Raw genomic sequence first — 23,297 nt, forward strand, 5'->3', positions numbered from 1 at the left:
TAACTTCAGGCGATTTCAGATGAACAGCCGTAACGGTAGGCACGCAGCACATCCTGAATTTTGTCGAGGATGAGGTCGTGCGGTACGGCGGCGAGTTCGTTTAACGACAGTCGTTCAAACTGCACGGGCATATACTGGCTGATAAGGCCCAAAGGCAGCTTAGTTTCGGTCAGGTTTGCCATTAACTTTTCCACGCTCTGGCGAATACGCGGATGCGGCCAGTAGTAGCGAATGCGATCGGACAGGCTGAAGTGAATATCCACCATTGCCTGGCTCCAGGTCGGACGATAGTACTTCTGCCAGTAGCCCGGTTCGTTAAGCATCACTTCATCAATCACTTCCATTACGCGGCTGCGAGACTCCGGAGCGACCAGTTCATTCTCCATTTGCGCGAGAGCAAAGATGGCTTCACGCAGCGCGAAGGTTAGCGCCGGACCCACTTTCAGGATGGCGTAATGGTCGCGTACCAGCGCCCGGTAGGCCTGACGGGACTGGTAGTCAGTCGAGTGCGCTTCGTAGACCATGGGCGTGCTTTCGATCCACGCGGAGAGTGCTTTGGCTGCCTCCGGTTGGTAATGAATAATTTGCGTATGGTCGAACTCAACGCCGGGCTGCACCACGATAGCGATGACGCGATCCAGCGCGGCGTTCAGCCCCAGATTACGAAAGGCGGCTTCATGGGTTTCCAGCGTTGCCGCCGCATCCTGGGCGCGGGTCACGTGGACGCTGCCGATGGTGCTGGCTTCGCCGCCGGGAACCGGAACTTCGGTGCCGATGACGTAGGTCAGATGGCGTTTCTGCTCGTCGGTTGCGGTCTCTTCCGCAGCCTGGCACAGGCGAGCGGCGCGTTCGGCGACGACGGCCGGGTTCAGCGGCACCGGATCGTCTGCACAGGACATTGAAGCATCGAGATGGATTTTGCTGAATCCTGCGGCGACGTAGGCTTTAATCAGATCGACTGATTTTTCCATCGCTTCAGCGGCGGGTTCGCCCTGCCAGCAGTTGGGGCCGAGATGGTCGCCGCCGAGGATGATGCGTTCTGACGGGAAACCGACTTCGCGGGCGATTTTATTTACGAAATCACGGAAGTCCGCAGGCTGCATTCCGGTGTAGCCGCCAAACTGGTTAACCTGGTTAGAGGTGGCCTCGATGAGGACCTTATTGTTGGTATGCAGATCGAAACGTAGCGCGGCTTCGATGACCAACGGGTGTGCGGAACAAACTGAGCAGATGCCGATGTGTTCGCCAGCTTTGTGGCGGGAAATAATATCTTTCATTTCAAACCTCCGTTTTCTTTCGAATATATTCGTTATGTTTTGTTTTGCTCGCAAACTCCTTTGTTTTGATTTGTGATCAATCTCGAAAAAAAGAAAGGTAAAACGTAATGTTGCGAAAGTTAGAGATAAAAAAACGCTCTGGCGATGACGGCAGAGCGTTTTTAATTGTTTGAAATTTAACTAAATAATCGAGACAGCCAGCTCCGTTTAGGTTTTTCTACGGGCGGAACGGCACGCTGCGGCTGAGCGGCGATTTCGCCTAATCCGGCATTAAAGGCCGCGCCAATAGCCTCCAGCGCCTGATGAGCATCCTCTCCGCTGGCCATAAAGTGCAGCCGATGGCCCTGTTTTGCACCGAGAGAGACAACCCGCATCAGATTTTTGGCGTCAACAATGGCGGAACGCGTGTCGAGATTTTCCACCCGGATTTGCGACTGCCACTGCTTCACCGCTTTCACCAGTACCGCGCTTGGTCTCGCGTGCAGTCCGTGGGGATTGCGCAGGGTAAAGGTCGCCTCTTCGTCGAACATCGGGGGCGGTTCCGTCTCTTCTCCTCCGGCCGGGAAGATATTGCCGGCCAGTATCTCCAGCACCGCCTGTGGGCTCTCAGCACGCGAAAGCGCTGCCGGCACGCGCTCATCGCTCAGGGCGTGGGTAAGCTGGCGGAGAATATCAAGGTGTTCGTTATCCTGGGCGGCGATGCCCACAATCAGATATGCCGTTTGTTCTTCTCCCCAATCCACACCCTGCGGGCAGGCCAGTACTTTGACACCGGTTTTCAGTACCGCATCGCGGCTCTGCGGCGTGCCGTGAGGGATCGCGATACCGTTGCCGAGGTAAGTGCTGATTTGTCCTTCACGGTCGCGCATGCCGCTCAGATAAGCGGGCGTGGTATGCCCGGCTTCGGTTAATTTGCCAACGACGCGTTGCAGCGCTTCATCTTTCGTTTTGATCGCGCGATCGAAATGGATATCTGCGCAAGTCAGTTGCATACATAGCTCCTTATTTAATAGCGCCGGCCAGCGATGTTGCTTCCAGGGCCCGCTTTTGCCACAGCCTCCAGCATCCCAGCATGACCGCGCCGCAGGCGGAACCGGCGAGAATGCACAGCACCCACATCAGTGGTTTGCTCACCAGCGGCAGGATCAGGAAGCCGCCGTGCGGAGCGGGAACCTGAATATGCAGGCTGTAGCTAAGAACCGCAGAGATGGAAGAGGCGATCATCATCATGGGGATAACGCGTAAAGGATCTTTCGCGGCGAACGGAATAGCGCCTTCAGTAATATGGGTGCAGCCGAGAATATAGTTGACCATCCCGGCGGCGCGCTCTTCTTCGCTGAACCCTTTCGGGAAGAAGGTCGTTGCCAGAGCGATAACCAGCGGCGGTGTGATGCAGGCGGCGGAAACCCCGGCCATAAAGAAGTAGTTGCCCTGGCCAAGCAGCAGCGTACCGGTGACGTAGGCGGCTTTATTCACCGGGCCGCCGAAGTCGAAGGAGCACATCGCGCCGACCACAATACCTAACAGAATCGGGTTTGCTTCCTGTAATGAACTTAGCCAGTTCATCATCGCGTTATTGATGGCGGCGACGGGTTGACCGAGGAGGACCATCATTACACCAATCACCAGCACGCCGATGAGCGGCATAATGAATATCGATTTGAGCCCTTCATACTGTCGCGGCAGGCCGTTGAGCATATTGCGGATCAGCAGCATAAAATAACCGGCGGCAAAACCGGCGATAATTCCGCCGAGAAAGCCTGCGCCGGTCGCATTGGCCAGTAAGCCACCGACGAAGCCCGCGACCATACCGGGACGCCCGGAAATAGACCAGGCGATATAGGCGGTGAAAATCGGTACCATGATTGAGAAGGCTTGTTGGCCCACTTTCATTAGCGTTGCGGCGATCGCGTTATATTGCGGCGAGTTTGGATCGGCGGAGTAGATGCCCCACAGGAAGGAGATGGCAATCAAAATCCCTCCCGCTACGACAAACGGCAGCATGTTGGACACGCCGCTCATCAGGTGCTTATAAACCTGACGGCCGAAAGACTCTTGCTCGTATTTCTCCGTTGACTCGGCGGAAACAGAAATTCCCTGGCGACGCGCCGCCTGACCGCCGATCACTTTATTAATTAAATCGGCCGGATGGTGAATGGCTTCTTTAACCGGAACCTCAATGACCGGCAGGCCATTAAACCGCTCGGCGTTCACGTCTTTATCGGCGGCGATAATCACGCCATAAATATCTTTTAAATCCGCGGGGGTAATCGCGTTTTCAACGCCGGAAGCGCCGTTGGTTTCCACTTTAATATCGACATTTAATTTCTTTGCTGCGGTTTTTAAGGCCTCTTCAGCCATAAAAGTATGTGCAATACCCGTAGGGCAGCCGGTAACTGCAATGATTTTTTTCATAATCGGACCTTTATAATTGGACGACCTGAATTTGTTGTAATAATTCTTCTGTGCGTTGTAATTTGCCTAACCCGGCGGAAGCGGCGACATCGGCACCGGTCGCGCTGGCTAATGCCAGAGCGTGATTGACATCTTCTTTGTTAAGCCATTTACTGAGAAAAGCACCCAGTGCGGCGTCACCAGCGCAGGCGGAGCTGACCAGTTCAATTTTCGGTGCGGAGCAAAACCACACGCCTTCGCCGTTGGAAAAGTAGAGACCCTCGGCTCCCATCGTCAGCAGCACGTTGCGAGCGCCCAGTTGATGCAGCGTGCGCATGGCCTCACGCACCTGCTGGCGGCTACTGACGTCAAGACCGAAGATTTCCCGCAGCTCGTCATCGTTGGGTTTAATCAACAATGGCCGTAATTCCAGCAGCTGGCGCAGTACCGGATGGCTGATATCGAGAATAACTTCACAGCCTTTCTGCTGGCATAATTCAATGATTTCAGCATAAAATCGGCTTTCAATTCCCGGCGGCAGGCTGCCGCTGATCGCTAAATAATCCCCGGAAGTGACGCATTGCAGATGATGAATAACCTGTTGTTTGCACTCATCATCAATTTTTGCTCCGGGATTAACGAGCTTATATTCCTCAGCTCCGTCATTAATAAAAATATTAATTCGGGTTGGCTCAGAGACCCATGCCGGCGTCACTTTAATGTTTTTCTGACGTAACTCTTCCACAATATAACGGCCAGTGAAACCACCGAAAATGCCCATAATGTGAGTGGGCTGCTGATAGTGATTTAATATCAGCGAAACGTTCACTCCTTTGCCATTCGGGCAATATTCCGTGTGCCGGGTTCGGTTCACTGCCGACGGCTTCAGCGGATCGCAAAAGATATTCATATCGATTGCAGTATTGAGTGTCAGGGTATGGATCACGACGTTGCTCCTTCGATCCGAAAATTACAGTTGTCCTTCACAGCCGCAAACGTGAATGACTTTGCGTACGATATCCTTCATCGCCGCTTTGGCCGGTTTCATATAATGACGCGGATCGTTAGCGTCTGGATTTTCCTCGAAATAGTGCTTCAGGGCATCGGAGAAGGCGATTTTCAGCTCGGTGGCGACGTTGACCTTGCACACGCCCAACGAGATTGCCCGGCGGATATCGCTATCGGCCAGACCCGATGCGCCATGAAGAACCAGAGGAACCTCAACGCGATCGCGAATGGCGGCGAGGCGGTCAAAATCGAGCTTGGGTTCTGCAGCGTACATGCCGTGGGCAGTACCGATAGCGACCGCCAGCGAGTCGATACCGGTGCGGGCGACAAATTCACGCGCCTGTTCCGGGTTGGTATACAGCGCATCTTTTGCATCGACCACGAGATCATCTTCCACACCGCCCAGGCGACCAAGCTCGGCTTCGACGCTGGCATCATAACGGTGGCTCAGTTCAACCACGCTCTTGACTAACGCGACGTTTTCTTCAAAAGGTGCGTGTGAACCGTCGATCATGACCGAGCGGATACCGGCCTGTACTTTACGTGTGATATCGGCCAGATCTTCATGGTGATCGAGGTGGACCGCTAAAGGGAGATCCCAGATCTTGGCCAGATCGCGAGCGATCGCCACCACGTTACCGGTTCCTGCATAGCTATAAGTTCCCGGGGTGCCGGCAAGGATCAGCGGAGAACGCAGCTCGGCCGCCGTCTCTACCACCACCTGCATCGTTTCCAGGTTGTGGATATTAAAGGCCGGAACAGCGTATCCAAGCCGCTGAGCTTTCAACAGCATGTTTTTACTCGAGATAATGTACATTCTTGCTCCTTAACTTTCATTTTGTAAATTTATTTGTTACTTACACCTTCGTTTTGAAAGTAATGTAGCGATCGCTACGTTTTGTTGTTGTGATCAATCGCACACTACTGTGATGTTATTTTAAAAATGAAAGTTATATGCTCTTGTTTGTTTTCTTTTTTAAAAGTATCTTAAAAAGCGTGATTAAACATAACCTACTGAATTAAATAAGTTTAATTCGCTATTGAATGCTTAAAGAAGGCCTGGCGTTTGACAATGCAGCGGGGAAATTTAAAAATGAAAGTTATTCTGGGAGAAAATAAGAAGGCACAACACTGTGGCAAAACCGTCTACAAGTCTGCTGAAAAGGCGCCTGGACATCGCGGAGATCGTGCGCAAAAACGGAGAGATCAAAGTCGACGATCTGGCTGAAATGCTGGCTGTATCTGGGGTAACGATCCGTAATGACCTGAACTACCTTGAACAGCAGGGCTACCTTAAGCGCTCGTTTGGCGGCGCAATTTACACTTCCCAGGCCGGGACCCCGATCGCCCTGGCTCAGGAGGCTCCGGTAGTAACGGATAAAGCCCTGGAGACCGAAATGGCTCGCCAGATCGCCGCGCAGATCGAAGATAGCGAAACGCTCTTTCTGGGGCAGGGGTCGATCTTACGCAAAGTGATCCCGTTCCTTGCTGGCTATGACGAGCTTTGTCTGCTGTTAAACGACCTGGCGCATGTGCCGCTGGCGCAGGAGTTTCTGAATGGGGAAACCGTGCTGCTCGGCGGCGTACTCGGGAGCAGCGGCAAAATAGTCGAAGGCGATCTGGCGCTGAACGCGCTGGGTCAATATCGCCCCTCGCGAGCGCTGATCGCTGTCGACCACATTGCTGAAGATGGCACCTTGAGCGTCAGACAGGAAGCCAGCGCTCGCCTGCTGAGCGAAGCGGTGGCGCAAAGTGAGAGGGTGATTGCGGTCGTTGCGCATCGTCCGGTGTACGGCGATAAGCGCTACGCGATTGGCGACTTGCAGCAAATTAGCGGCATCGTGACGCCGCAGGTGGTCGCCGCGGAGTATCACGCCCGCCTTCTCGCCGCTGGCATGACTAACAGCTATACCAACAACGAGTGCCTGACATGGCTCAACCCTGCTTTGCAGAAGGCAAAGTAAAGGAGCGATGATGAATGTGACCATTTGCACCATCGGCGAACTACTGGTGGAGTTTCTGGCAAAAGAAGAGAACCAGGGTTTTTCTCGCCCGGGTGAATTTTGGGGGCCATATCCCAGCGGCGCCCCGGCAATTTTCGCCGATCAGGTGGCAAAGCTGGGGCTGGGCTCGGTGCTTTTCAGCTGTGTCGGCAACGATGCGTTTGGTGAAATGAATATCGCGCGGCTGGAAAGTGACGGCGTAAACGTTAATGGGATCGCCATACTGCAAAAGGCGACCACCGGTAGCGCTTTCGTGAGCTACCGTAGCCAGGCGCAGCGCGATTTTATTTTTAATATGCCGAACAGCGCCTGTGGTTTGCTAACCGCTGACCATATTGACGACCGTCTGCTTAACCAGTGCAATCATTTTCACATTATGGGCTCTTCGCTGTTTTCGTTTCGCATGATCGACGCGATGCGTAAAGCGATTGAAAATATTAAAGCGCGCAACGGCACGGTTTCGTTCGATCCGAATATCCGCAAAGAGATGCTCAATATCCCTGAAATGTCGCAGGCTTTTGAATATATCCTTGATTACACAGATATCTTTTTGCCCAGCGATGGCGAACTGGATTACTTTGGCCTCAACCCTGGGCGCAATGAGCAGGTGCTGGTGGATAAGCTTTTAAAGCGCGGCGTTAAGCACGTGGTAATTAAACGCGGCCCGCGCGGAGCGAGCTATTACAGCGCCAGAGAAACGCATCATGCTGCCGGTTTTCATGTCCCGGTTGTCGATCCGACGGGGGCCGGCGACTGCTTTGGCGCCACCTTTGTCAGCCTTTTCCTGTCCGGCGCATCGCCGCAGGAGGCGCTGAGATGGGCCAACGCCAGCGGCTCTCTGGCGATTGCCCGGCGTGGGCCGATGGAAGGGACTTCCACGAAAGCGCAGATAGAGGGGTTTCTCAACGCGCATCAATAGCAGAGGTATCCCGCCCGAAGCATCACGAGCGGGATAAGTTGCTGAGTCGATCAGGTCACCGGCGCCGGGTTAAACACCGCCAGCTGATTGTGCAGGCCCCACTGATCTGAGAAAGTCTTCTTGCGGCCGCTGGCGACATCAAGAATAAATTCAAACAGCTTCAGCCCTACCTCTTCGATGGTTTCTTCGCCGGTGGCGATGGTTCCCGCATTGATATCCATTAGGTCATACCAGCGGTTTGCCAGCTCGGTACGCGTCGCCATTTTAATCACCGGTACGGCGACCAGGCCATACGGCGTACCGCGACCGGTAGTAAAGACCTGCACCGTGATCCCGGAGGCCACTTGCTGAGTACCGCAGACGAAGTCGCTCGCCGGCGTCGCGGCGTAAATCAAACCGCGTTTGGTCGGGCGCTGCCCCGGAGAGAGCACTTCGGCAATCGCGCTCTTTCCGGATTTAGCGATAGAACCCAGCGCCTTTTCTACAACGTTGGCCAGACCGCCTTTTTTATTGCCCGGGGATGGGTTGGCGCTGCGGTCGGTTTTACCCATATCAAGATAGTTATCGTACCAGGCCATCTCCTCCAGCAGGCGTCTGCCGACTTCTTCGTTGATGGCGCGCGGCGTCAGCAGATGAATCGCATCGCGTACTTCGGTGACTTCGGAAAACATGACGGTCGCCCCGCAGCGCACCAGCAGATCGGAGGCATAGCCCACCGCCGGGTTGGCGGTCACGCCAGAAAACGCATCGCTGCCGCCGCACTGCATACCGACCACCAGTTCGGAGGCCGGGCAGGTTTCGCGCTGGCGCTGGTTCAGCTTCTCCAGATGGCGCTCGGCGACCTGCAGAATGTCATCCACCATTGATTTAAAACCGACGTGCTTCTCATCCTGCAGGCTGACGATGCTGGCGCTATCTACGGGAATGCTTTTTACATCGTCGGTGCCTTCCAGCAGGCGCTCCGGCTGCAGTTTCTCGCAGCCAAGGCCAATCACCATCACTTCGCCGCCGAAGTTTGGATTGAGGGCCAGGTTATGAATGGTGCGGATCGGAACGACCGCTGCCGGAGCGTTAATCGCCACGCCGCAGCCATAAAGATGGTTCAGACCCACGACGCCATCGACGTTGGGATACTTCGACAGCAGATCGCGTTCGATAATTTTCACTACGTAATCGACGACTCCCGCCACGCAGTGCACGCTGGTGCTAATACCGAGCAGATTTTTGGTGCCAACGCTGCCGTCGGCGTTGCGATAGCCTTCGAAGGTATAGCCTTCCAGCGGCGGCAGCGGCGCCGGAACTTTGGTCGCCAGAGGTAAGGTGTGCAGAGGCGGCGCCTTCGGCAGTTCCACCAGCGATTCGTCAATCCAGCTGCCCTGCGGAATATCGCGTACCGCGTAGCCAATCACCTCGCCATAGCGGATGATTTCACCGTGTACAGGAATATCGACCAGCGCGACCTTGTGGCCTTGCGGGATATGCTCAACCAGCGTGAGCCCGTCAGGGAAACGCGTTCCGGCTTTTAAACCTCGATCGTTAACAATAATCGCCACGTTATCCGTTTCGTGCACTTTTATATAAAACGCCGTTGGCGATTCTTGTCTAATTTCAATGTCAGCCATTGTCCAGTATTCTCCAGCAAGGTGCGAATAATAAAATAAAACGTTTATACCCGTCATATTTCAAGCTGCATTTGCGTTGGCTTTCCTCGCTCACCCCAGTCACTTACTTTAGTAAGCGCCAGGGGATTCCCTGCGTTGCCGCCTTCATGCAACTCGAAATATTTAGGGTATATTCAATTTCTGATGCGCAGATTTGTGAAATAAAGAATGTCAGGTGTTTGAATTTGAAAATGTGATCTAAATCACCCATTGCTACGCAAGAGAACCCGCACATGGGGGAAATCGCTGGAACTGTGGATCAGCGCCCATTGATTATTGCATTTGCACAACATTAGAGATAATTAAACGCCATTTACAGGTTGTATGCACAGTGTTTAACGGTCGCAAGCTGATTATACTGAGTTATGCTTGCAATGCGCCGGATGAGTAAATCGATACCTCCTGATATTGATTTCTGAATAATTAAGAATCACACCAAAATAAATAATGGAAGGTGTGTTGTACCTGAGGAATATGAGATGAGTCTGGATGCAACAATAGAACAGAAAAAAAGTGTGCCAACCCGCTATTTAATTCTGTTAATTATTTTTATTGTCACTGCCGTTAACTATGCCGACCGCGCGACGCTTTCGATCGCCGGTACCGAGGTGGCGAAAGAGCTGCAGCTGAGTGCGGTCTCAATGGGCTATATTTTCTCCGCTTTTGGCTGGGCCTACCTGCTAATGCAAATCCCCGGCGGCTGGCTGCTCGATAAATTTGGATCGAAAAAGGTCTACTCTTACAGCCTGTTCTTCTGGTCGCTGTTCACCTTCCTGCAAGGCTTTGTGGATATGTTTCCGCTGGCGTGGGCGGGCATCTCAATGTTTTTTATGCGCTTTATGCTGGGCTTCTCTGAAGCGCCATCTTTCCCGGCAAACGCCCGTATCGTCGCGGCGTGGTTTCCGACGAAAGAGCGCGGCACCGCATCGGCGATCTTTAACTCCGCGCAGTATTTCTCCCTGGCGCTGTTCTCGCCGCTGCTGGGCTGGCTGACCTTTGCCTGGGGTTGGGAGCATGTCTTCACCGTCATGGGCGTGATTGGCTTTGTGCTGACCGGTCTGTGGATAAAACTGATCCATAATCCCACTGACCATCCGCGCATGACGCAAGAGGAGCTGAAGTTTATCTCCGAGAATGGCGCAGTCGTTGATATGGACCATAAAAAGCCCGGCAGCGCGGCGGCCAGCGGTCCTAAGCTTCACTATATCAAGCAGCTGTTGACCAACCGCATGATGCTGGGCGTATTCTTCGGTCAATATTTTATCAATACCATTACCTGGTTCTTCCTCACCTGGTTTCCGATTTATCTGGTGCAGGAAAAGGGTATGTCGATTCTGAAAGTGGGTCTGGTCGCATCGATTCCGGCGCTGTGCGGTTTTGCCGGCGGCGTGCTGGGTGGCGTGTTCTCTGACTATCTGATTAAACGCGGTTTTTCCATCACCGTGGCGCGTAAGCTGCCGATTGTCCTCGGAATGCTGCTCGCTTCCACCATCATTCTGTGTAACTACACCAATAATACCGCGCTGGTGGTCACCCTGATGGCGCTGGCATTCTTCGGTAAAGGGTTTGGCGCGCTGGGCTGGCCGGTGATTTCCGATACCGCGCCGAAAGAGATTGTTGGCCTGTGCGGCGGCGTATTTAACGTATTTGGTAACGTTGCTTCCATCGTAACCCCGCTGGTTATCGGTTACCTGGTGAGCGAACTGCACTCATTCAACGCAGCGCTGGTCTTTGTTGGATGTTCCGCCCTGATGGCGATGGTTTGCTATCTGTTTGTGGTCGGCGACATCAAACGTATGGAACTGCAGAAATAATTAACGGTTAAGTGACAAGGTATAAGTGATGAATAACGATATCTTCCCGAATAAATTTAAGGCGGCCCTGGCGGCGCATCAGGTTCAGATTGGTTGCTGGTCCGCGCTGGCGAGCCCAATTAGCACCGAAGTTTTAGGCCTGGCCGGTTTCGACTGGCTGGTACTGGACGGCGAACATGCGCCGAACGATATCTCTACCTTTATCCCCCAGCTGATGGCGCTGAAAGGTAGCGCCAGCGCGCCGGTCGTTCGCGTACCGACCAACGAACCGGTGATCATTAAGCGCCTGCTGGATATCGGTTTTTATAACTTCCTGATCCCGTTTGTGGAAACGGAAGAGCAGGCGATTAACGCCGTTGCCTCAACCCGCTATCCGCCTGAAGGCATTCGCGGCGTATCCGTCTCGCACCGCGCCAATATGTTTGGCACCGTGCCGGATTACTTCGCGCAGTCGAACAAAAATATCACCATTCTCGTGCAAATCGAGAGCCAGCAGGGCGTGGATAACGTTGATGCGATAGCCGCCACGCCTGGCGTGGACGGTATTTTTGTCGGCCCTAGCGATCTGGCCGCTGCGCTGGGTCATCTGGGCAATGCTTCCCATCCGGAAGTTCAAAAAGCAATCCAGCATATTTTTGCCAGCGCGAAGAAGCACGGTAAGCCGAGCGGTATTCTGGCGCCGGTTGAAGCCGACGCGCGCCGCTATCTGGAATGGGGCGCGACCTTTGTCGCCGTCGGCAGCGACCTGGGCGTTTTCCGTTCTGCCACGCAGAAGCTGGCTGACTCCTTTAAGAAATAACCACCACCGAAACTAGAGAGATAAAGACATGACAATGAAAGTTGGTTTTATTGGCCTCGGTATCATGGGTAAACCAATGAGTAAAAACCTCCTCAAGGCGGGTTACTCGTTGGTGGTTGCTGACCGTAATCCGGAAGCGATTGCCGAAGTGATTGCCGCAGGCGCAGAAACCGCCGCGTCAGCGAAAGCGATTGCCGAGCAGTGCGATGTGATCATCACCATGCTGCCGAACTCCCCGCACGTGAAAGAGGTCGCGCTGGGCGAAGGCGGGATCATTGAAGGCGCGAAGCCGGGCACCGTTTTGATTGATATGAGCTCCATCGCGCCGCTGGCGAGCCGCGAAATCAGCGAAGCGCTGAAAGCGAAGGGCGTCGATATGCTGGATGCCCCGGTCAGCGGCGGCGAACCGAAGGCTATCGACGGTACGCTGTCGGTGATGGTGGGCGGTGATAAAGCGATTTTCGATAAATATTACGATCTGCTGAAAGCGATGGCGGGATCCGTGGTACACACCGGCGAGATCGGCGCGGGCAACGTCACCAAGCTGGCCAACCAGGTGATTGTGGCGCTGAACATTGCGGCGATGTCCGAAGCGCTGACGCTGGCGACTAAAGCGGGCGTGAACCCGGATCTGGTTTATCAGGCCATCCGCGGCGGGCTGGCCGGGAGCACCGTGCTGGATGCCAAAGCGCCGATGGTGATGGATCGTAACTTTAAGCCGGGCTTCCGTATCGATCTGCATATTAAAGATCTGGCGAATGCGCTGGATACTTCTCACGGCGTGGGCGCCCAGCTGCCGCTGACCGCCGCGGTAATGGAGATGATGCAGGCGCTGCGCGCGGATGGCCTGGGTACCGCCGACCATAGCGCACTTGCATGCTACTACGAAAAACTGGCGAAAGTGGAAGTCACTCGCTAACAAGAAGGGCGCGGATGCGCGCCCTGTAATTCTTGCCTTGCGCGGCACTGTCAGGCTACATAACTATGAAAATCGTAATCGCCCCAGACTCTTATAAAGAAAGCCTCTCGGCCACCGAGGTTGCTCAGGCTATAGAAAAAGGTTTTCGGGAAATTTTCCCCGATGCGCTCTACGTGAAGGTTCCTCTCGCCGATGGCGGAGAAGGTACCGTTGAGGCGATGATTGCCGCGACGCAGGGAACCGAGATGAGCGCCTGCGTGACGGGGCCGCTGGGTCTCCCGGTTGATGCCTGCTGGGGGCTTTCCGGTGACGGCAAAACCGCGTTTATCGAAATGGCTGCGGCCAGCGGGCTGGGGCTCGTGCCGCCCGCGCAGCGTAACCCGCTATTGACGACATCGCGCGGTACCGGCGAGCTGATTCTGCAGGCGCTGGATCACGGGGCGAAAAATATCATCATTGGCATTGGCGGCAGCGCCACCAACGATGGCGGCGCAGGAATGGTGCAGGCGCTGGGCGCGCGGCTTTGCGATGCCAACGGCGTGGAGATTGGCAACGGCGGCGGTAGTCTGTGTAGCCTCAATTCGATAGATATCTCCGGTCTTGATGCCCGACTGCATGATTGCGCTATTCGGGTCGCCTGCGATGTCACCAATCCGCTGATCGGCGATAGCGGCGCGTCAAGAATTTTTGGCCCGCAGAAAGGGGCTACCGAAGCGATGATCCGCGAGCTGGACAGCAATCTGGCGCACTACGCCGATATTATTAAGGCCGATCTGCATGTCGATGTGAAGCAGGTTGCCGGTGCGGGCGCGGCGGGCGGTATGGGTGCCGCGCTGATGGCGTTTCTGAAGGCTGAATTACGCAGCGGGATTGAAATCGTGACCCAGGCGCTGAACCTGGAAGAGCATATCCTTGATTGTTCGCTGGTGGTGACCGGCGAAGGTCGGCTGGATAGCCAGAGTATTAACGGTAAAGTGCCGGTTGGCGTGGCAAGCGTGGCGAAAAAGTATCATAAGCCGGTGATTGGCATCGCCGGCAGTCTGACCCGGGACGTCGGTGTGGTTCACCAGTATGGGATTGATGCGGTGTTTAGCGTGCTGACCAGCGTAACGACGCTCGAAGAGGCGTTTCGCGGCGCGGCGGACAATATTTATCATGCGTCGCGTAATATTGCGGCGACATTGCAGGTTGGGATGGCGACGGAAGGATGACAACCGTCGGTAAACCCTCTATACTTCGCGCCGAAGCTGACCAGACAGTCGCCGCTTCGTCGTCGTCCTCTTCGGGGGAGACGGGCGGAGGGGAGGAAAGTCCGGGCTCCATAGGGCAGGGTGCCAGGTAACGCCTGGGGGGCGCAAGCCCACGACCAGTGCAACAGAGAGCAAACCGCCGATGGCCCACGCAAGTGGGATCAGGTAAGGGTGAAAGGGTGCGGTAAGAGCGCACCGCGCGTCTGGTAACAGTTCGCGGCACGGTAAACTCCACCCGGAGCAAGGCCAAATAGGGGTTCACAAGGTACGGCCCGTACTGAACCCGGGTAGGCTGCTTGAGCCAGTGAGCGATTGCTGGCCTAGATGAATGACTGTCCACGACAGAACCCGGCTTAACGGTCAGCTTCAACTTTTCAGCAAAACCCCTGCCAGCAATGGCGGGGGTTTTTGCTTCTGGCTTCGGGTTTGAACAAAGAACGCGGGCAGTATGTGGGAAACCGGGCTGCCATCAACCGCATCATGACTCATACGGCCAGGCATTCTCCTCGCCTGGTTTTATATATTTTAAATAAATGAATTGAATCATAGCATTCGTATTTATTATATGTTGCTGATTTAACTACATTTATACGTACTATTTCTTACATTTCGTCATTAGCTTCTGAAAAATAATAGACGGCCACATCGACGATAATTAATCAGGATACAACAATGAAATTAATGACCCGCATTGCATTAACAGCCGCTCTCGCCACTGGGTTCTCCATGGCGGCTCAGGCTGCGGATGTTAAGGCTGCACCCGCTCCGGCGCAGGACCCGATTGTCCAGCACTTAAAACTGACTAACGATCAGATAACGAAAATTAAAAGCCTGCATCAGCAGCTGGAAAAAAACGTTCAGCAGATTTCCCAGAAAGATATTAAAGACGGCGTGTTGTTTGAGGTTATTGATTCTGGAAAATGGAACGAAAAGGCGGTCAAAGATCAGCTGGCGGCATTTAGCCAGGTAGAGCAGCAGGCTCGCTATTATCGCGTGAAGTACTATTTTGATGTGAACCAGGTGCTGACGCCAGAACAGCGTAAGCAGGTACAAAAAGACTTAGCTCAAGAGCTGAGTGAGTAAATCCATCGGCCCCGCGCCCGGGGCCGATATTTGCATCAGACGACGCTCTCTTCTTCCTGGAGCCGAATCTCCGCTTCCGCGACGATCGCTTCCAGCTCGCTTAACATCTCTTCATAGCCAAAACTCATCGTAGTGACGGTTTCCGATTGCGGCTGTTGCGCCGATAGCGCCACTTTTTTTGTTTTCTTCTTGCCCACTGACATACTCCCTTACTGCCGTTGTTACACTGGTAAATCTATCAGCAAAGCGCGCAGCGGCGTATCAGCAACGAGGGTAATGTTAGCTTCGTCACGAATAAAAGCGCCATCGCCGCAGGTCAGAGCCTGCTTCTCTTCTTCCTGCACCCGCGCATGCACCGTACCGTGAATCGACTGCAGGTAGGCGCGGGGGCCGTGAAGCTGCACGTTAAGCTGCTCGCCTTTCGCCAGGTCGATATGGTGGATCCATACCTGCTGGCGGAGCTGGAGGCTATGCTGGCTGCCGTCCGGCGAAGCCAGCAGCTGCTGCGATCCGGCGGCGATAGCGATTTTTTGCACCAGCGGGTTTTCGTGCTGTGGGCAGGCATCCAGCCACAGCTGCATTCGCGTCAGCGAGCGATCTTTACTCAGGTTATGCTCGCTGTAGCTTACGCCAGGCTGAGTTGATATCAGCAGCGCTTCGCCGGCTTTTGCCTGAATATGGTTGCCATCGCTGTCGCGGTATTCCGCTTCACCTTCCAGAATCAGGTTCAGAATGTCGACTTTCGGGTAGGTCCGCGGCTGAAACGACGCGCCGGGCGCCAGAATTTCCTGATTGAGCACGCGCAACGATGCGTAGCCCAGCAATTTAGGGTCGAAGTAGTGGCCAAAGGAAAAGGTGTAGCGGGCCTGCAGCCAGCCGAAGTCTGCTTGACCGCACTGTTTGGCTGTTCGGGTTGTAATCATCTTCTTGACCTCTCTTTACACTAAATCAATGGTAAAGGTATGGACGCTGTATTGTTAGCCAGATATTCTGCCCGGTATATTCAAATTTCCTGAATGAGACTGCGATGGCTAAAGAGAGAGCATTAACGCTGGAAGCATTGCGCGTTATGGATGCAATTGACCGACGCGGAAGCTTTGCGGCGGCGGCCGATGAGCTGGGTCGGGTGCCTTCAGCGCTGAGCTATACCATGCAAAAGCTGGAAGAGGAGCTGGACGTCGTGCTGTTTGACCGTTCAGGTCATCGAACAAAATTCACTAACGTGGGCCGAATGTTGCTGGAGCGCGGGCGCGTACTGCTGGAGGCGGCCGATAAGCTGACGACGGATGCCGAAGCGCTATCGCGCGGTTGGGAAACGCACCTCACTATCGTCACCGAGGCGCTGGTGCCCACCACCGACCTTTTTCCTTTAATTGAAAAGCTGGCGACCAAATCGAATACTCAACTGTCGATTATTACCGAAGTACTGGCCGGGGCATGGGAACGGCTTGAGCAGGGACGGGCGGATATTGTCGTTGCGCCGGATATGCATTTTCGCTCCTCTTCGGAAATCAACTCCCGCAAGCTCTATTCGGTGATGAGCGTCTATGTTGCCGCGCCGGATCACCCTATTCACCAGGAGCCGGAGCCGCTTTCTGAAGTTACGCGCGTTAAGTACCGCGGCGTGGCGGTCGCGGATACCGCTCGCGAGCGCCCGGTGTTGACCGTGCAACTGCTCGATAAACAGCCGCGCTTAACCGTGAGCACCATCGAAGATAAGCGTCAGGCGCTGCTGGCAGGATTGGGCGTTGCGACGATGCCGTATCCGCTCGTAGAGCAGGATATTGCCGAAGGGCGTCTGCGGGTGGTCAGTCCGGAATACAGCAACGAGATCGACATTATTATGGCCTGGCGTCGCGACAGCATGGGTGAGGCGAAGTCATGGTGTCTGCGGGAAATCCCGAAGCTGTTTATGGGAAGATAAAACAAAATGCGCCCCTTTTTTGTCGAGGGGCGCATCGTTAGTAAGAAGTCGGTTTAGGATCCGGCCCGAAGCGATTATTTCCTGGGGTGCCGTTCTGGCAATTGAATACCAGGATCACCAGCCAGCCGATAACGGGAATCAGCAGCAATAACAGCCACCATGCCGAGCGGTCGGTATCGTGCAATCGACGGAACTGCACGGCCCACCACGGTAAGAATATCAGCACGCCATAGATAGTGGTCAGAATCCCTTCTCCTCCGGCGCGCTGCCATCCCAGCATCTTATCAATGATGCTGAGTACGCCGGTGAGGATGATGTTGACCAGAATAAACATCCAGTACTCTTTGCGCCGGGCGCGGCCGCCAAATCCAATGTAGTTTTTTAATACTTTAAGATACCAGTCCATTTCTACGCCTCTGTTAACCGTCAATCACTTGTTTTTAAAGCGATCGAAATAAGAATAGACGTGAATGAAATGATGGTAAATATTTGTTTTGTGAATTATTGGGCGCAGCAAATCGCGCCCAATTGCCTAGCGGAAACGAAGATCGCGGCCGTGAGGTTCGTTAAGATCCTGCTGCGGACCAACGGAGATAATCCCGGTCGGGTTGATGGTTTTATGGCTACGGTAGTAATGGTTGCGGATATGGGCGAAGTCCACCGTTTCCGCAATGCCCGGCATCTGGTAGATATCGCGCAGGAAGCTATACAGGTTGAGGTAATCGCTGATGCGGCGTTTGTCGCATTTAAAGTGGGTCACGTACACCGGATCGAAACGAACCAGGGTGGTCCACAGGCGAATATCAGCTTCCGTCAGTTGGTTACCCGTCAGGAAACGATGCTGGCCAAGGATTTGCTCCAGACGCTCCAGAGCGGTAAACACTGCATCAACCGCTTCATCATAGGCCTGCTGGCTGGTGGCGAACCCGGCTTTATAGACGCCGTTATTCACATTGTCGTAGATCCAGCCGTTCAGCTCATCAATCTGATCGCGCAGCTCAGGCGGGTAGTAATCTCCTGCGCGGGCGCCCAGCCCGTCGAAGGCGGTATTAAACATGCGGATGATTTCCGCCGACTCATTGCTGACGATGGTGTGCTGCTTTTTGTCCCACAGCACCGGCACCGTAACGCGCCCGCTGTAGTGGGGATCGGCATGCAGATAAAGCTGATAAAGATATTCGTGCTGGTAGAGCGTATCGCCGGTGGCTGCCGGGAAGCTATCGTCGAAAGTCCAGCCGTTCTCGAACATCAAGGGATTAACCACGGAGACGGAGATAAACGGCTCCAGCCCTTTCAGGCTACGCAGAATTAAAGTGCGATGCGCCCATGGGCAGGCAAGAGAAACGTACAGATGATAGCGATCTTTCTCCGCAGCGAATCCGGCTTCGCCGCTTGGGCCCGGCGCGCCGTCGGCGGTTAACCAGTTGCGAAAGGCGGAAACAGAACGCTTAAATCGCCCTCCGGTGGATTTGGTGTCATACCAGGTGTCGTGCCAGACGCCGTCAACTAATTGTCCCATTATTTCCTCCTTTATACCCGTCATACTTCAAGTTGCTTGTGCGTTGGCTTTCCTCGCTCACCCCAGTCACTTACTGGAGTAAGCTCCTGGGGATTCACTGCGTCGCCGCGTAATTCGCCCCTACGGGACTCACCCTTTCAGGGCCAGCGCAAGCGCTGTTCAAAACGGTTAACCGTTTTGTCCTGCAACTCGAATTATTTAGGGTATAGATAATAAAAGCGAGGAGATGTCTCCTCGCTTTATATTTATTCAGTATAGTGCGCTTACCACTTTTTATTCAGTACGCGGTCGATACTAAAGGCGCCTGGACCGGTGATAGCCAGCAGCAGGAAGCCGCCCGCGATGGTCAGGTTTTTCATGAACATCAGCGAGTTCACGCCTTCAGCAAAGTTGCTGTGGAACAGGAACGCGGTCAGCACGGTGAAGCCGGCGGTGAACAGCGCGGTAGTGCGGGTCAGGAAACCGAACAGGATTGCCAGACCGCCGCCGAATTCAAGCAGGATCACCAGCGGCAGCATAAACCCAGGGACGCCCATGGCTTCCATATATTGTTGTGTACCCGCATACCCGGTAATTTTTCCCCAACCTGCGGTAATGAACAGAATGGGCATCAGAATGCGCGCTACCAGTACACCAACATCTTCTAATTTTTTCATTTCCTACTCCAGAAAACCCAAAGGGCGGCGATTTTGTTTTTCAAAGTAATCCAGCGTGTTACGCGGGGTTGCTGTCGATGGAGTGAATATTAGCGGGGCCGTGACGGAATTGTTAGCAAGGAAAACTGTAGATCTTCTTCAAAGATTCTGAGTGATTATTGATAAACCAAATGAATAGAAGAACCGCTATAGCGGCGCTGGAGATGAGAAAAGAAGAAATGAGAAGCGATGCGGCTGTCATGAAATTCAAGGGGGAAGCAGATCTGCTCATGATGCCGGGAGGCGGCTGGCGCCTGACCCGGCTTATATCATTCCGCTATGAACATTAGCCTCAGCGTGATGACGACTGGCGCAGCAGATTGCGGGCCATCCGCCAGGTGCTCCAGATACCGAGGCTGCGTTTTGCCCAGCGCATCAAAAAGCGCGGATGACGAACTGACCATATTGCCACGAGGCCGCTGCCGACCATTGCCCATGAACGCAGATTCAGCAGGGTATTCCAGCCCCGATCAATGGGCGCAGTTGCCTCAAGCCAATGGCGGTGGCTGGCGCTAAGGTCCAGCCGCTGCTGTTGGATCAGGCGCAGCAAAAGCGCTTTTTGTCGTTCGCGTTCCTGCTGTTCGCGGCTCATGGCTTATCGTCCTCCAGCAATGCGCGGTCGTTTGCCAGCTCCTGACGCGTGAAGCGCAGGAACGTTGAACGTCGGGCTTTGCGTAAGGTCCAGATACCGCCAATGAGCGCTGCCAGCAGCAGAACCGCCGTGGTGCCGATCATCACGTTTAATCGATATTGCGCATCGACCGCCCAGATGATCAGAACCAGCATGCTCATCAAACCAAACGCGGCGAACAGCAGCGTCAATCCGAGCATCAGGAATAGCTGGATGAGGTTGGCTTTCTCCTCTTCCAGCTCCACGACGACCAGGCGCAGGCGCGTTTCCACCATCTCAACCAGCAAAGTGACGATGCGCTGACCGATGCCGAAAACGCTTTGTCCGGGGCCTTGCGTGCTTTTAGAATTCGCCATAATTAACGACGCGTCAGCAGGACACCCAGCACCAGCCCGACGGCAGCACCAATCCCCACGCCGGTCCACGGGTTTTCACGGACGTATTCATCTGCACGCGCAGCGGTTTCTCGCGTTTGCTTCATGAGAGCGTCGCTGGTTTCACCCAGGCGTACACGGCTTTCCTTCAGCGCGCTTTCAGCTTTACTACGTAGCTTACCGATCTCTTCTTTCGACTTATCCGTGGAGGAGTTCAGCACTTCTTCCAGGGTATCAGCCAGCGTCTTCAGTTCCGCACGCAGGTCTTCTGCAACGTTATCTTTAGCCATGTTTATCTCCTGTTAAAGTGGTCCATATTGGTCTTGCTTAAGCGATTAGTACTCGCGAGATTGCAGCTCTTTCAGTTCTTGCTGCGCTTCTTCAAGTTTACGCTGGCGCTTGCTGATTTTATCAGCATCGCCTTTCTGTTCGGCTTCGCGCAGGTCCTTGCGGCGTTCGGCAATTTCTTCCTGCTGTTTGGCGATTTTTTTCTGGTGATCGGCTTTGAGCTGGCTGTCGCTGCAGTGAGCCTTCACTTCGCTCAGCGCCTTTTTCAGACCGTCAATACGATGCTGGTTATTATGCTTTTCTGCATAGCTGATCTCCCGCTGGATATCCTGCTCTTTTTCCTGGCAAGGGGAGATGGCAAAGGCGCTGGCGCTAAGTGATGACAGAACCAGGAGCAAAGCGATGCGGTGTTTCATGGATACTACCTTCCATTGTGCGGGGGAATAACCCCGATCCAGTTGATAAACGTGAGTCTGGTGACTTCCGCAAACTTAATGATAGTAAGTAAACCGGGAAATCACCAAACCGGGTGAAAATATTCGGAATTTTCGTTGATTACCCGAATCTGTGTGGAGTATCGCGCAGGCGGGAAATCCAGGCCGTCGGCGAATCATCGTCTTCCACTAAAGCGATAATATAACCATGCGGCAGAGCGCGACCCAAAACTTCTTTGGCGGCGGCTCCCTGAGCGCTGGAGTCAAACTTGATGAGCAGACCGTCATTCTGTGGCGTAATGCTCTTAAAACGGATGCCGTTGGCATCGAGATGGTGCCAGACGGAAAAACCGTCCGGCATGCTAATACCCTGGCTAACGGGGCGAATAGCCAGGGTTGATTCCTGCTGCTGCACGGTGAGCCAGAGCCAGAACAGGCCGCACAGGAGTAACGAACCGCCCAGCATCCAGCTTATCTGACGTAGAGAGGCGCGCTTTATCGCCATTGTCAGCCCCGGCTCCTGTATTTTTTCTTCCACAGGACGATCAGCGAGCCAATCAGGCCGAATACCAGCAGCGCGACGGGCAGCAGCATCAGGCAGGACATCAGCTGATCTTCATATTTCAGGAATACCGGCGTTTTCCCCAACAGATATCCCAGCGAAGTCAGAATCAGCACCCACAGCAGCCCGCTCATCCAGTTAAAAAACTGGAAACGCGCGCTGCTCAGGCCCGACAGGCCGGCAATGGTCGGCAGCAGCGTGCGCACGAAAGCGATAAAACGGCCAATCAGCAGGGCGGAAAGCCCGTGCTTATGGAACAGATGATGCGCGCGCTGGTGGTAGTGCGAAGGGAGATGCGACAGCCAGTTTTGTACGATACGCGTATTGCCCAGCCAGCGGCCCTGAATATAGCTTAGCCAGCAGCCCAGGCTTGCCGCCGCGGTAAGTAGCAGCAGCGTTTGTGGAAAACCCATCGCGCCTTTGGCAATCAGTACGCCCACCAGAACAAGCAGGCTATCGCCTGGTAAGAAGGCGGCGGGCAGCAGACCGTTCTCAAGGAATAAAATCATAAATAAGACAAAGTACAGCATGCCAATCATGGAGGGATTAGCGAGAGTTTCGTAATCCTGAGCCCACAAGGCATTCAATAATTGGGTTAATAGTTCCATTCACGATTCCTGGTACATCGGTTAACGGCACGTCTGAACGCGGCATATGCATGGCGACATAGCTTCTTATTGGATTATGGTCGCTACTGCGCTCTGAACGGTTCCCTGTTTAAAAGTGAAGTAAGCAAAAGCTTACTCTCAGAACGACAAAATGCATCTAATTGTAACAAACCCGCTGACTTTACGTCAGAGAAATTGCAGTTTGTTGCATTCTGATTTTGCTGATTGCGGCGGAGGGTGGCGAGTGTATTTACACAGGCTGACACTATATATGCTTTGCTTACCCTGAGGGCTTTTCGGGCAGCGCAGGAGTTGCTGCCCGGCAGGGAGATAAAGGGCTATTTTGCGCCGTTGGCGGCCGTATCGAGATGAACTACCGGATTATCGGCAAACAGGTAGCGATCGGCATTGAATTCAAAGTCATCGCTGGTTTCATTGAATAACATCAGCTTGGTATTTTCCAGATGCTGCCACATGGCCAGCTTAGCCGCATGGGGATCTTTGCGAATCAGCGCTTTCAGAATTTGATCGTGATCGTCGCACCAGTTATCGACGGTACGCGAGTCGATATGGTCATGCAGCTTTTTCCAGTACGGGTTATGTACGCGCTGGGTCCACATCTTTTCCACGATAGCGGCGAGGGCGGTGTTTTGCGTTGCCAGCGCCACCTGCACATGAAACTGAAGATCCCATTCGGAATCGCGAAAACACTTCTCTTTACGCGCTTTTTCCTGGATTTCCATCAACTTCATGATGTCCTGCTTGGTCACCTGAGTGGCGGCGAATTCGGCAATGTTGCTTTCGATCAGCTGGCGGGCCTGCAACAGCTCAAAAGGACCATAATTGGCGAATTCCAGCGATTCATCGGCAATTTGCTGATGTTTCGGATGATTGGAGATAACGTGGATACCGGAACCTTTGCGGACTTCAACGTAGCCTTCAACTTCCAGCATAATGATGGCTTCGCGAACGACGGTACGACTTACGCTTTTTTCGTCAGCGATAAACCGCTCTGCGGGTAGCTTATCGCCTACAAGGTAGACACCTTGTTCAATACGCGTCTTAAGCTCAGCGGCAAGCTGCTGATACAAACGACGCGATTCAGTGATTTCCATATTCGCTCCCGGGAGATGGC

27 protein-coding genes and 1 other RNA gene are annotated in these 23,297 nt (G+C 54.0%); 10 read left to right on the plus strand and 18 right to left on the minus strand.

Annotated elements, in window-relative coordinates:
- Positions 1–5: 5 nt before the first annotated feature.
- The 5 genes from gatZ to IAE27_RS07870 form a co-directional block, all read right to left on the minus strand.
- Positions 6–1,277 carry a tagatose-bisphosphate aldolase subunit GatZ gene (gatZ, locus tag IAE27_RS07850; RefSeq protein ID WP_004106019.1) on the minus strand — a complete coding sequence of 424 codons (1,272 nt, stop codon included), beginning with the start codon at positions 1,275–1,277 and terminating at the stop codon, positions 6–8.
- Between the two features lie 176 nt (positions 1,278–1,453).
- Positions 1,454–2,269, minus strand: coding sequence for an HPr family phosphocarrier protein (locus IAE27_RS07855; protein ID WP_004115756.1), 816 nt, complete (start codon positions 2,267–2,269; stop codon positions 1,454–1,456).
- Between the two features lie 10 nt (positions 2,270–2,279).
- Positions 2,280–3,692, minus strand: coding sequence for a PTS fructose transporter subunit IIC (locus IAE27_RS07860; protein WP_004106015.1), 1,413 nt, complete (start codon positions 3,690–3,692; stop codon positions 2,280–2,282).
- A gap of 10 nt (positions 3,693–3,702) precedes the next feature.
- Positions 3,703–4,617, minus strand: coding sequence for a 1-phosphofructokinase (pfkB, locus tag IAE27_RS07865; RefSeq protein ID WP_004106013.1), 915 nt, complete (start codon positions 4,615–4,617; stop codon positions 3,703–3,705).
- 24 nt (positions 4,618–4,641) lie between these two features.
- Complete coding sequence (locus IAE27_RS07870; RefSeq protein WP_004106011.1) at positions 4,642–5,496, minus strand: tagatose bisphosphate family class II aldolase; 855 nt, start codon at positions 5,494–5,496, stop codon at positions 4,642–4,644.
- A gap of 352 nt (positions 5,497–5,848) precedes the next feature.
- Here IAE27_RS07870 and IAE27_RS07875 point away from each other — a divergent pair, with 352 nt between their 5' ends.
- Both IAE27_RS07875 and IAE27_RS07880 read left to right on the plus strand, forming a co-directional pair.
- Positions 5,849–6,643: a DeoR/GlpR family DNA-binding transcription regulator gene (locus IAE27_RS07875; RefSeq protein ID WP_153675448.1), complete on the plus strand. Its 795-nt coding sequence runs from the start codon at positions 5,849–5,851 to the stop codon at positions 6,641–6,643.
- Positions 6,644–6,653: 10 nt separating this feature from the next.
- Complete coding sequence (locus tag IAE27_RS07880) at positions 6,654–7,601, plus strand: sugar kinase (RefSeq protein ID WP_016809844.1); 948 nt, start codon at positions 6,654–6,656, stop codon at positions 7,599–7,601.
- Positions 7,602–7,651: 50 nt separating this feature from the next.
- Here the strand turns inward: IAE27_RS07880 and garD are convergent, their stop codons facing one another.
- On the minus strand, positions 7,652–9,223 hold the full coding sequence (gene garD, locus IAE27_RS07885; protein ID WP_154022540.1) for a galactarate dehydratase: 1,572 nt from the start codon (positions 9,221–9,223) through the stop codon (positions 7,652–7,654).
- Positions 9,224–9,741: 518 nt separating this feature from the next.
- Between garD and garP the strand changes: the two genes are divergently transcribed.
- From garP to IAE27_RS07915, 6 genes are all read left to right on the plus strand, one after another.
- Positions 9,742–11,076, plus strand: a complete 1,335-nt coding sequence (garP, locus tag IAE27_RS07890) for a galactarate/glucarate/glycerate transporter GarP (protein WP_004106004.1) — start codon at positions 9,742–9,744, stop codon at positions 11,074–11,076.
- A 28-nt stretch (positions 11,077–11,104) separates the two neighbouring features.
- A complete protein-coding gene (gene garL, locus IAE27_RS07895; protein ID WP_004106001.1) occupies positions 11,105–11,875 on the plus strand; it encodes a 2-dehydro-3-deoxyglucarate aldolase in 771 nt (256 codons plus the stop codon).
- 28 nt (positions 11,876–11,903) lie between these two features.
- Positions 11,904–12,794 (plus strand): 2-hydroxy-3-oxopropionate reductase, encoded by an 891-nt coding sequence (gene garR, locus IAE27_RS07900; protein ID WP_004105999.1) that lies wholly within the window; start codon positions 11,904–11,906, stop codon positions 12,792–12,794.
- Positions 12,795–12,859: 65 nt separating this feature from the next.
- Positions 12,860–14,005 (plus strand): glycerate 2-kinase, encoded by a 1,146-nt coding sequence (gene garK, locus IAE27_RS07905; protein WP_154022879.1) that lies wholly within the window; start codon positions 12,860–12,862, stop codon positions 14,003–14,005.
- A 32-nt stretch (positions 14,006–14,037) separates the two neighbouring features.
- An RNA gene (gene rnpB / locus IAE27_RS07910) (RNase P RNA component class A) lies at positions 14,038–14,416 on the plus strand.
- Between the two features lie 300 nt (positions 14,417–14,716).
- The gene (locus tag IAE27_RS07915; protein ID WP_004115743.1) at positions 14,717–15,127 is read left to right on the plus strand and encodes a Spy/CpxP family protein refolding chaperone; all 411 of its coding nucleotides are present in this window, start codon (positions 14,717–14,719) and stop codon (positions 15,125–15,127) included.
- A 35-nt stretch (positions 15,128–15,162) separates the two neighbouring features.
- Here IAE27_RS07915 and IAE27_RS07920 read toward each other — a convergent pair whose 3' ends face one another.
- A complete protein-coding gene (locus IAE27_RS07920; RefSeq protein ID WP_227685252.1) occupies positions 15,163–15,330 on the minus strand; it encodes a hypothetical protein in 168 nt (55 codons plus the stop codon).
- A gap of 18 nt (positions 15,331–15,348) precedes the next feature.
- Entirely contained in the window at positions 15,349–16,050 is a 702-nt protein-coding gene (locus tag IAE27_RS07925; RefSeq protein WP_004105987.1) for a pirin family protein, read from the minus strand.
- Positions 16,051–16,154: 104 nt separating this feature from the next.
- Here IAE27_RS07925 and IAE27_RS07930 point away from each other — a divergent pair, with 104 nt between their 5' ends.
- Positions 16,155–17,051, plus strand: coding sequence for a LysR family transcriptional regulator (locus tag IAE27_RS07930; RefSeq protein WP_004105985.1), 897 nt, complete (start codon positions 16,155–16,157; stop codon positions 17,049–17,051).
- A 37-nt stretch (positions 17,052–17,088) separates the two neighbouring features.
- Here IAE27_RS07930 and IAE27_RS07935 read toward each other — a convergent pair whose 3' ends face one another.
- The 3 genes from IAE27_RS07935 to IAE27_RS07945 all read right to left on the minus strand — a co-directional run bounded on the left by IAE27_RS07935 (position 17,089) and on the right by IAE27_RS07945 (position 19,226).
- Entirely contained in the window at positions 17,089–17,457 is a 369-nt protein-coding gene (locus IAE27_RS07935) for a DUF805 domain-containing protein (RefSeq protein ID WP_004105984.1), read from the minus strand.
- 126 nt (positions 17,458–17,583) lie between these two features.
- Entirely contained in the window at positions 17,584–18,570 is a 987-nt protein-coding gene (locus tag IAE27_RS07940) for a glutathione S-transferase family protein (protein ID WP_070556304.1), read from the minus strand.
- A 263-nt stretch (positions 18,571–18,833) separates the two neighbouring features.
- On the minus strand, positions 18,834–19,226 hold the full coding sequence (locus IAE27_RS07945; protein WP_004105982.1) for a DoxX family protein: 393 nt from the start codon (positions 19,224–19,226) through the stop codon (positions 18,834–18,836).
- A gap of 170 nt (positions 19,227–19,396) precedes the next feature.
- Between IAE27_RS07945 and IAE27_RS07950 the strand changes: the two genes are divergently transcribed.
- Positions 19,397–19,555, plus strand: a complete 159-nt coding sequence (locus IAE27_RS07950; protein ID WP_187417753.1) for a hypothetical protein — start codon at positions 19,397–19,399, stop codon at positions 19,553–19,555.
- Positions 19,556–19,557: 2 nt separating this feature from the next.
- Here IAE27_RS07950 and IAE27_RS07955 read toward each other — a convergent pair whose 3' ends face one another.
- From IAE27_RS07955 to exuR, 7 genes are all read right to left on the minus strand, one after another.
- The gene (locus IAE27_RS07955; RefSeq protein WP_004105981.1) at positions 19,558–19,857 is read right to left on the minus strand and encodes a YqjK-like family protein; all 300 of its coding nucleotides are present in this window, start codon (positions 19,855–19,857) and stop codon (positions 19,558–19,560) included.
- A complete protein-coding gene (locus IAE27_RS07960; RefSeq protein WP_004105980.1) occupies positions 19,854–20,252 on the minus strand; it encodes a phage holin family protein in 399 nt (132 codons plus the stop codon). The genes IAE27_RS07955 and IAE27_RS07960 overlap by 4 nt, the downstream gene beginning before the upstream one ends.
- Before the next feature lie 2 nt (positions 20,253–20,254).
- Entirely contained in the window at positions 20,255–20,560 is a 306-nt protein-coding gene (locus IAE27_RS07965; RefSeq protein ID WP_004105979.1) for a DUF883 family protein, read from the minus strand.
- A gap of 45 nt (positions 20,561–20,605) precedes the next feature.
- Complete coding sequence (locus IAE27_RS07970; RefSeq protein ID WP_070556306.1) at positions 20,606–20,974, minus strand: DUF1090 domain-containing protein; 369 nt, start codon at positions 20,972–20,974, stop codon at positions 20,606–20,608.
- Positions 20,975–21,113: 139 nt separating this feature from the next.
- The gene (mzrA, locus tag IAE27_RS07975) at positions 21,114–21,491 is read right to left on the minus strand and encodes an EnvZ/OmpR regulon moderator MzrA (protein ID WP_160886235.1); all 378 of its coding nucleotides are present in this window, start codon (positions 21,489–21,491) and stop codon (positions 21,114–21,116) included.
- 8 nt (positions 21,492–21,499) lie between these two features.
- Entirely contained in the window at positions 21,500–22,162 is a 663-nt protein-coding gene (gene yqjA / locus IAE27_RS07980) for a DedA family general envelope maintenance protein YqjA (protein WP_004105976.1), read from the minus strand.
- Between the two features lie 338 nt (positions 22,163–22,500).
- Entirely contained in the window at positions 22,501–23,277 is a 777-nt protein-coding gene (exuR, locus tag IAE27_RS07985; protein ID WP_004105974.1) for a transcriptional regulator ExuR, read from the minus strand.
- Between the last annotated feature and the right edge of the window lie 20 nt (positions 23,278–23,297).

It is taken from the genome of Klebsiella sp. S69 (genome assembly GCF_016516145.1).
GTDB lineage: Bacteria > Pseudomonadota > Gammaproteobacteria > Enterobacterales > Enterobacteriaceae > Klebsiella > Klebsiella oxytoca.

What these genes read in the sequence shown, in the direction of transcription:
- IAE27_RS07965 (WP_004105979.1), bottom strand. Translation starts at nt 20,560, where the DNA reads ATGGCTAAAGATAACGTTGCAGAAGACCTGCGTGCGGAACTGAAGACG.
- garL (WP_004106001.1), top strand. Translation starts at nt 11,105, where the DNA reads ATGAATAACGATATCTTCCCGAATAAATTTAAGGCGGCCCTGGCGGCG.
- IAE27_RS07870 (WP_004106011.1), bottom strand. Translation starts at nt 5,496, where the DNA reads ATGTACATTATCTCGAGTAAAAACATGCTGTTGAAAGCTCAGCGGCTT.
- IAE27_RS07945 (WP_004105982.1), bottom strand. Translation starts at nt 19,226, where the DNA reads ATGAAAAAATTAGAAGATGTTGGTGTACTGGTAGCGCGCATTCTGATG.
- IAE27_RS07925 (WP_004105987.1), bottom strand. Translation starts at nt 16,050, where the DNA reads ATGATTACAACCCGAACAGCCAAACAGTGCGGTCAAGCAGACTTCGGC.
- garP (WP_004106004.1), top strand. Translation starts at nt 9,742, where the DNA reads ATGAGTCTGGATGCAACAATAGAACAGAAAAAAAGTGTGCCAACCCGC.
- gatZ (WP_004106019.1), bottom strand. Translation starts at nt 1,277, where the DNA reads ATGAAAGATATTATTTCCCGCCACAAAGCTGGCGAACACATCGGCATC.
- IAE27_RS07920 (WP_227685252.1), bottom strand. Translation starts at nt 15,330, where the DNA reads ATGTCAGTGGGCAAGAAGAAAACAAAAAAAGTGGCGCTATCGGCGCAA.
- IAE27_RS07935 (WP_004105984.1), bottom strand. Translation starts at nt 17,457, where the DNA reads ATGGACTGGTATCTTAAAGTATTAAAAAACTACATTGGATTTGGCGGC.
- IAE27_RS07940 (WP_070556304.1), bottom strand. Translation starts at nt 18,570, where the DNA reads ATGGGACAATTAGTTGACGGCGTCTGGCACGACACCTGGTATGACACC.
- IAE27_RS07950 (WP_187417753.1), top strand. Translation starts at nt 19,397, where the DNA reads ATGAATAGAAGAACCGCTATAGCGGCGCTGGAGATGAGAAAAGAAGAA.
- garK (WP_154022879.1), top strand. Translation starts at nt 12,860, where the DNA reads ATGAAAATCGTAATCGCCCCAGACTCTTATAAAGAAAGCCTCTCGGCC.
- IAE27_RS07955 (WP_004105981.1), bottom strand. Translation starts at nt 19,857, where the DNA reads ATGAGCCGCGAACAGCAGGAACGCGAACGACAAAAAGCGCTTTTGCTG.
- exuR (WP_004105974.1), bottom strand. Translation starts at nt 23,277, where the DNA reads ATGGAAATCACTGAATCGCGTCGTTTGTATCAGCAGCTTGCCGCTGAG.
- IAE27_RS07880 (WP_016809844.1), top strand. Translation starts at nt 6,654, where the DNA reads ATGAATGTGACCATTTGCACCATCGGCGAACTACTGGTGGAGTTTCTG.
- yqjA (WP_004105976.1), bottom strand. Translation starts at nt 22,162, where the DNA reads ATGGAACTATTAACCCAATTATTGAATGCCTTGTGGGCTCAGGATTAC.
- IAE27_RS07855 (WP_004115756.1), bottom strand. Translation starts at nt 2,269, where the DNA reads ATGCAACTGACTTGCGCAGATATCCATTTCGATCGCGCGATCAAAACG.
- IAE27_RS07915 (WP_004115743.1), top strand. Translation starts at nt 14,717, where the DNA reads ATGAAATTAATGACCCGCATTGCATTAACAGCCGCTCTCGCCACTGGG.
- IAE27_RS07930 (WP_004105985.1), top strand. Translation starts at nt 16,155, where the DNA reads ATGGCTAAAGAGAGAGCATTAACGCTGGAAGCATTGCGCGTTATGGAT.
- garD (WP_154022540.1), bottom strand. Translation starts at nt 9,223, where the DNA reads ATGGCTGACATTGAAATTAGACAAGAATCGCCAACGGCGTTTTATATA.
- IAE27_RS07970 (WP_070556306.1), bottom strand. Translation starts at nt 20,974, where the DNA reads ATGAAACACCGCATCGCTTTGCTCCTGGTTCTGTCATCACTTAGCGCC.
- IAE27_RS07860 (WP_004106015.1), bottom strand. Translation starts at nt 3,692, where the DNA reads ATGAAAAAAATCATTGCAGTTACCGGCTGCCCTACGGGTATTGCACAT.
- IAE27_RS07960 (WP_004105980.1), bottom strand. Translation starts at nt 20,252, where the DNA reads ATGGCGAATTCTAAAAGCACGCAAGGCCCCGGACAAAGCGTTTTCGGC.
- garR (WP_004105999.1), top strand. Translation starts at nt 11,904, where the DNA reads ATGACAATGAAAGTTGGTTTTATTGGCCTCGGTATCATGGGTAAACCA.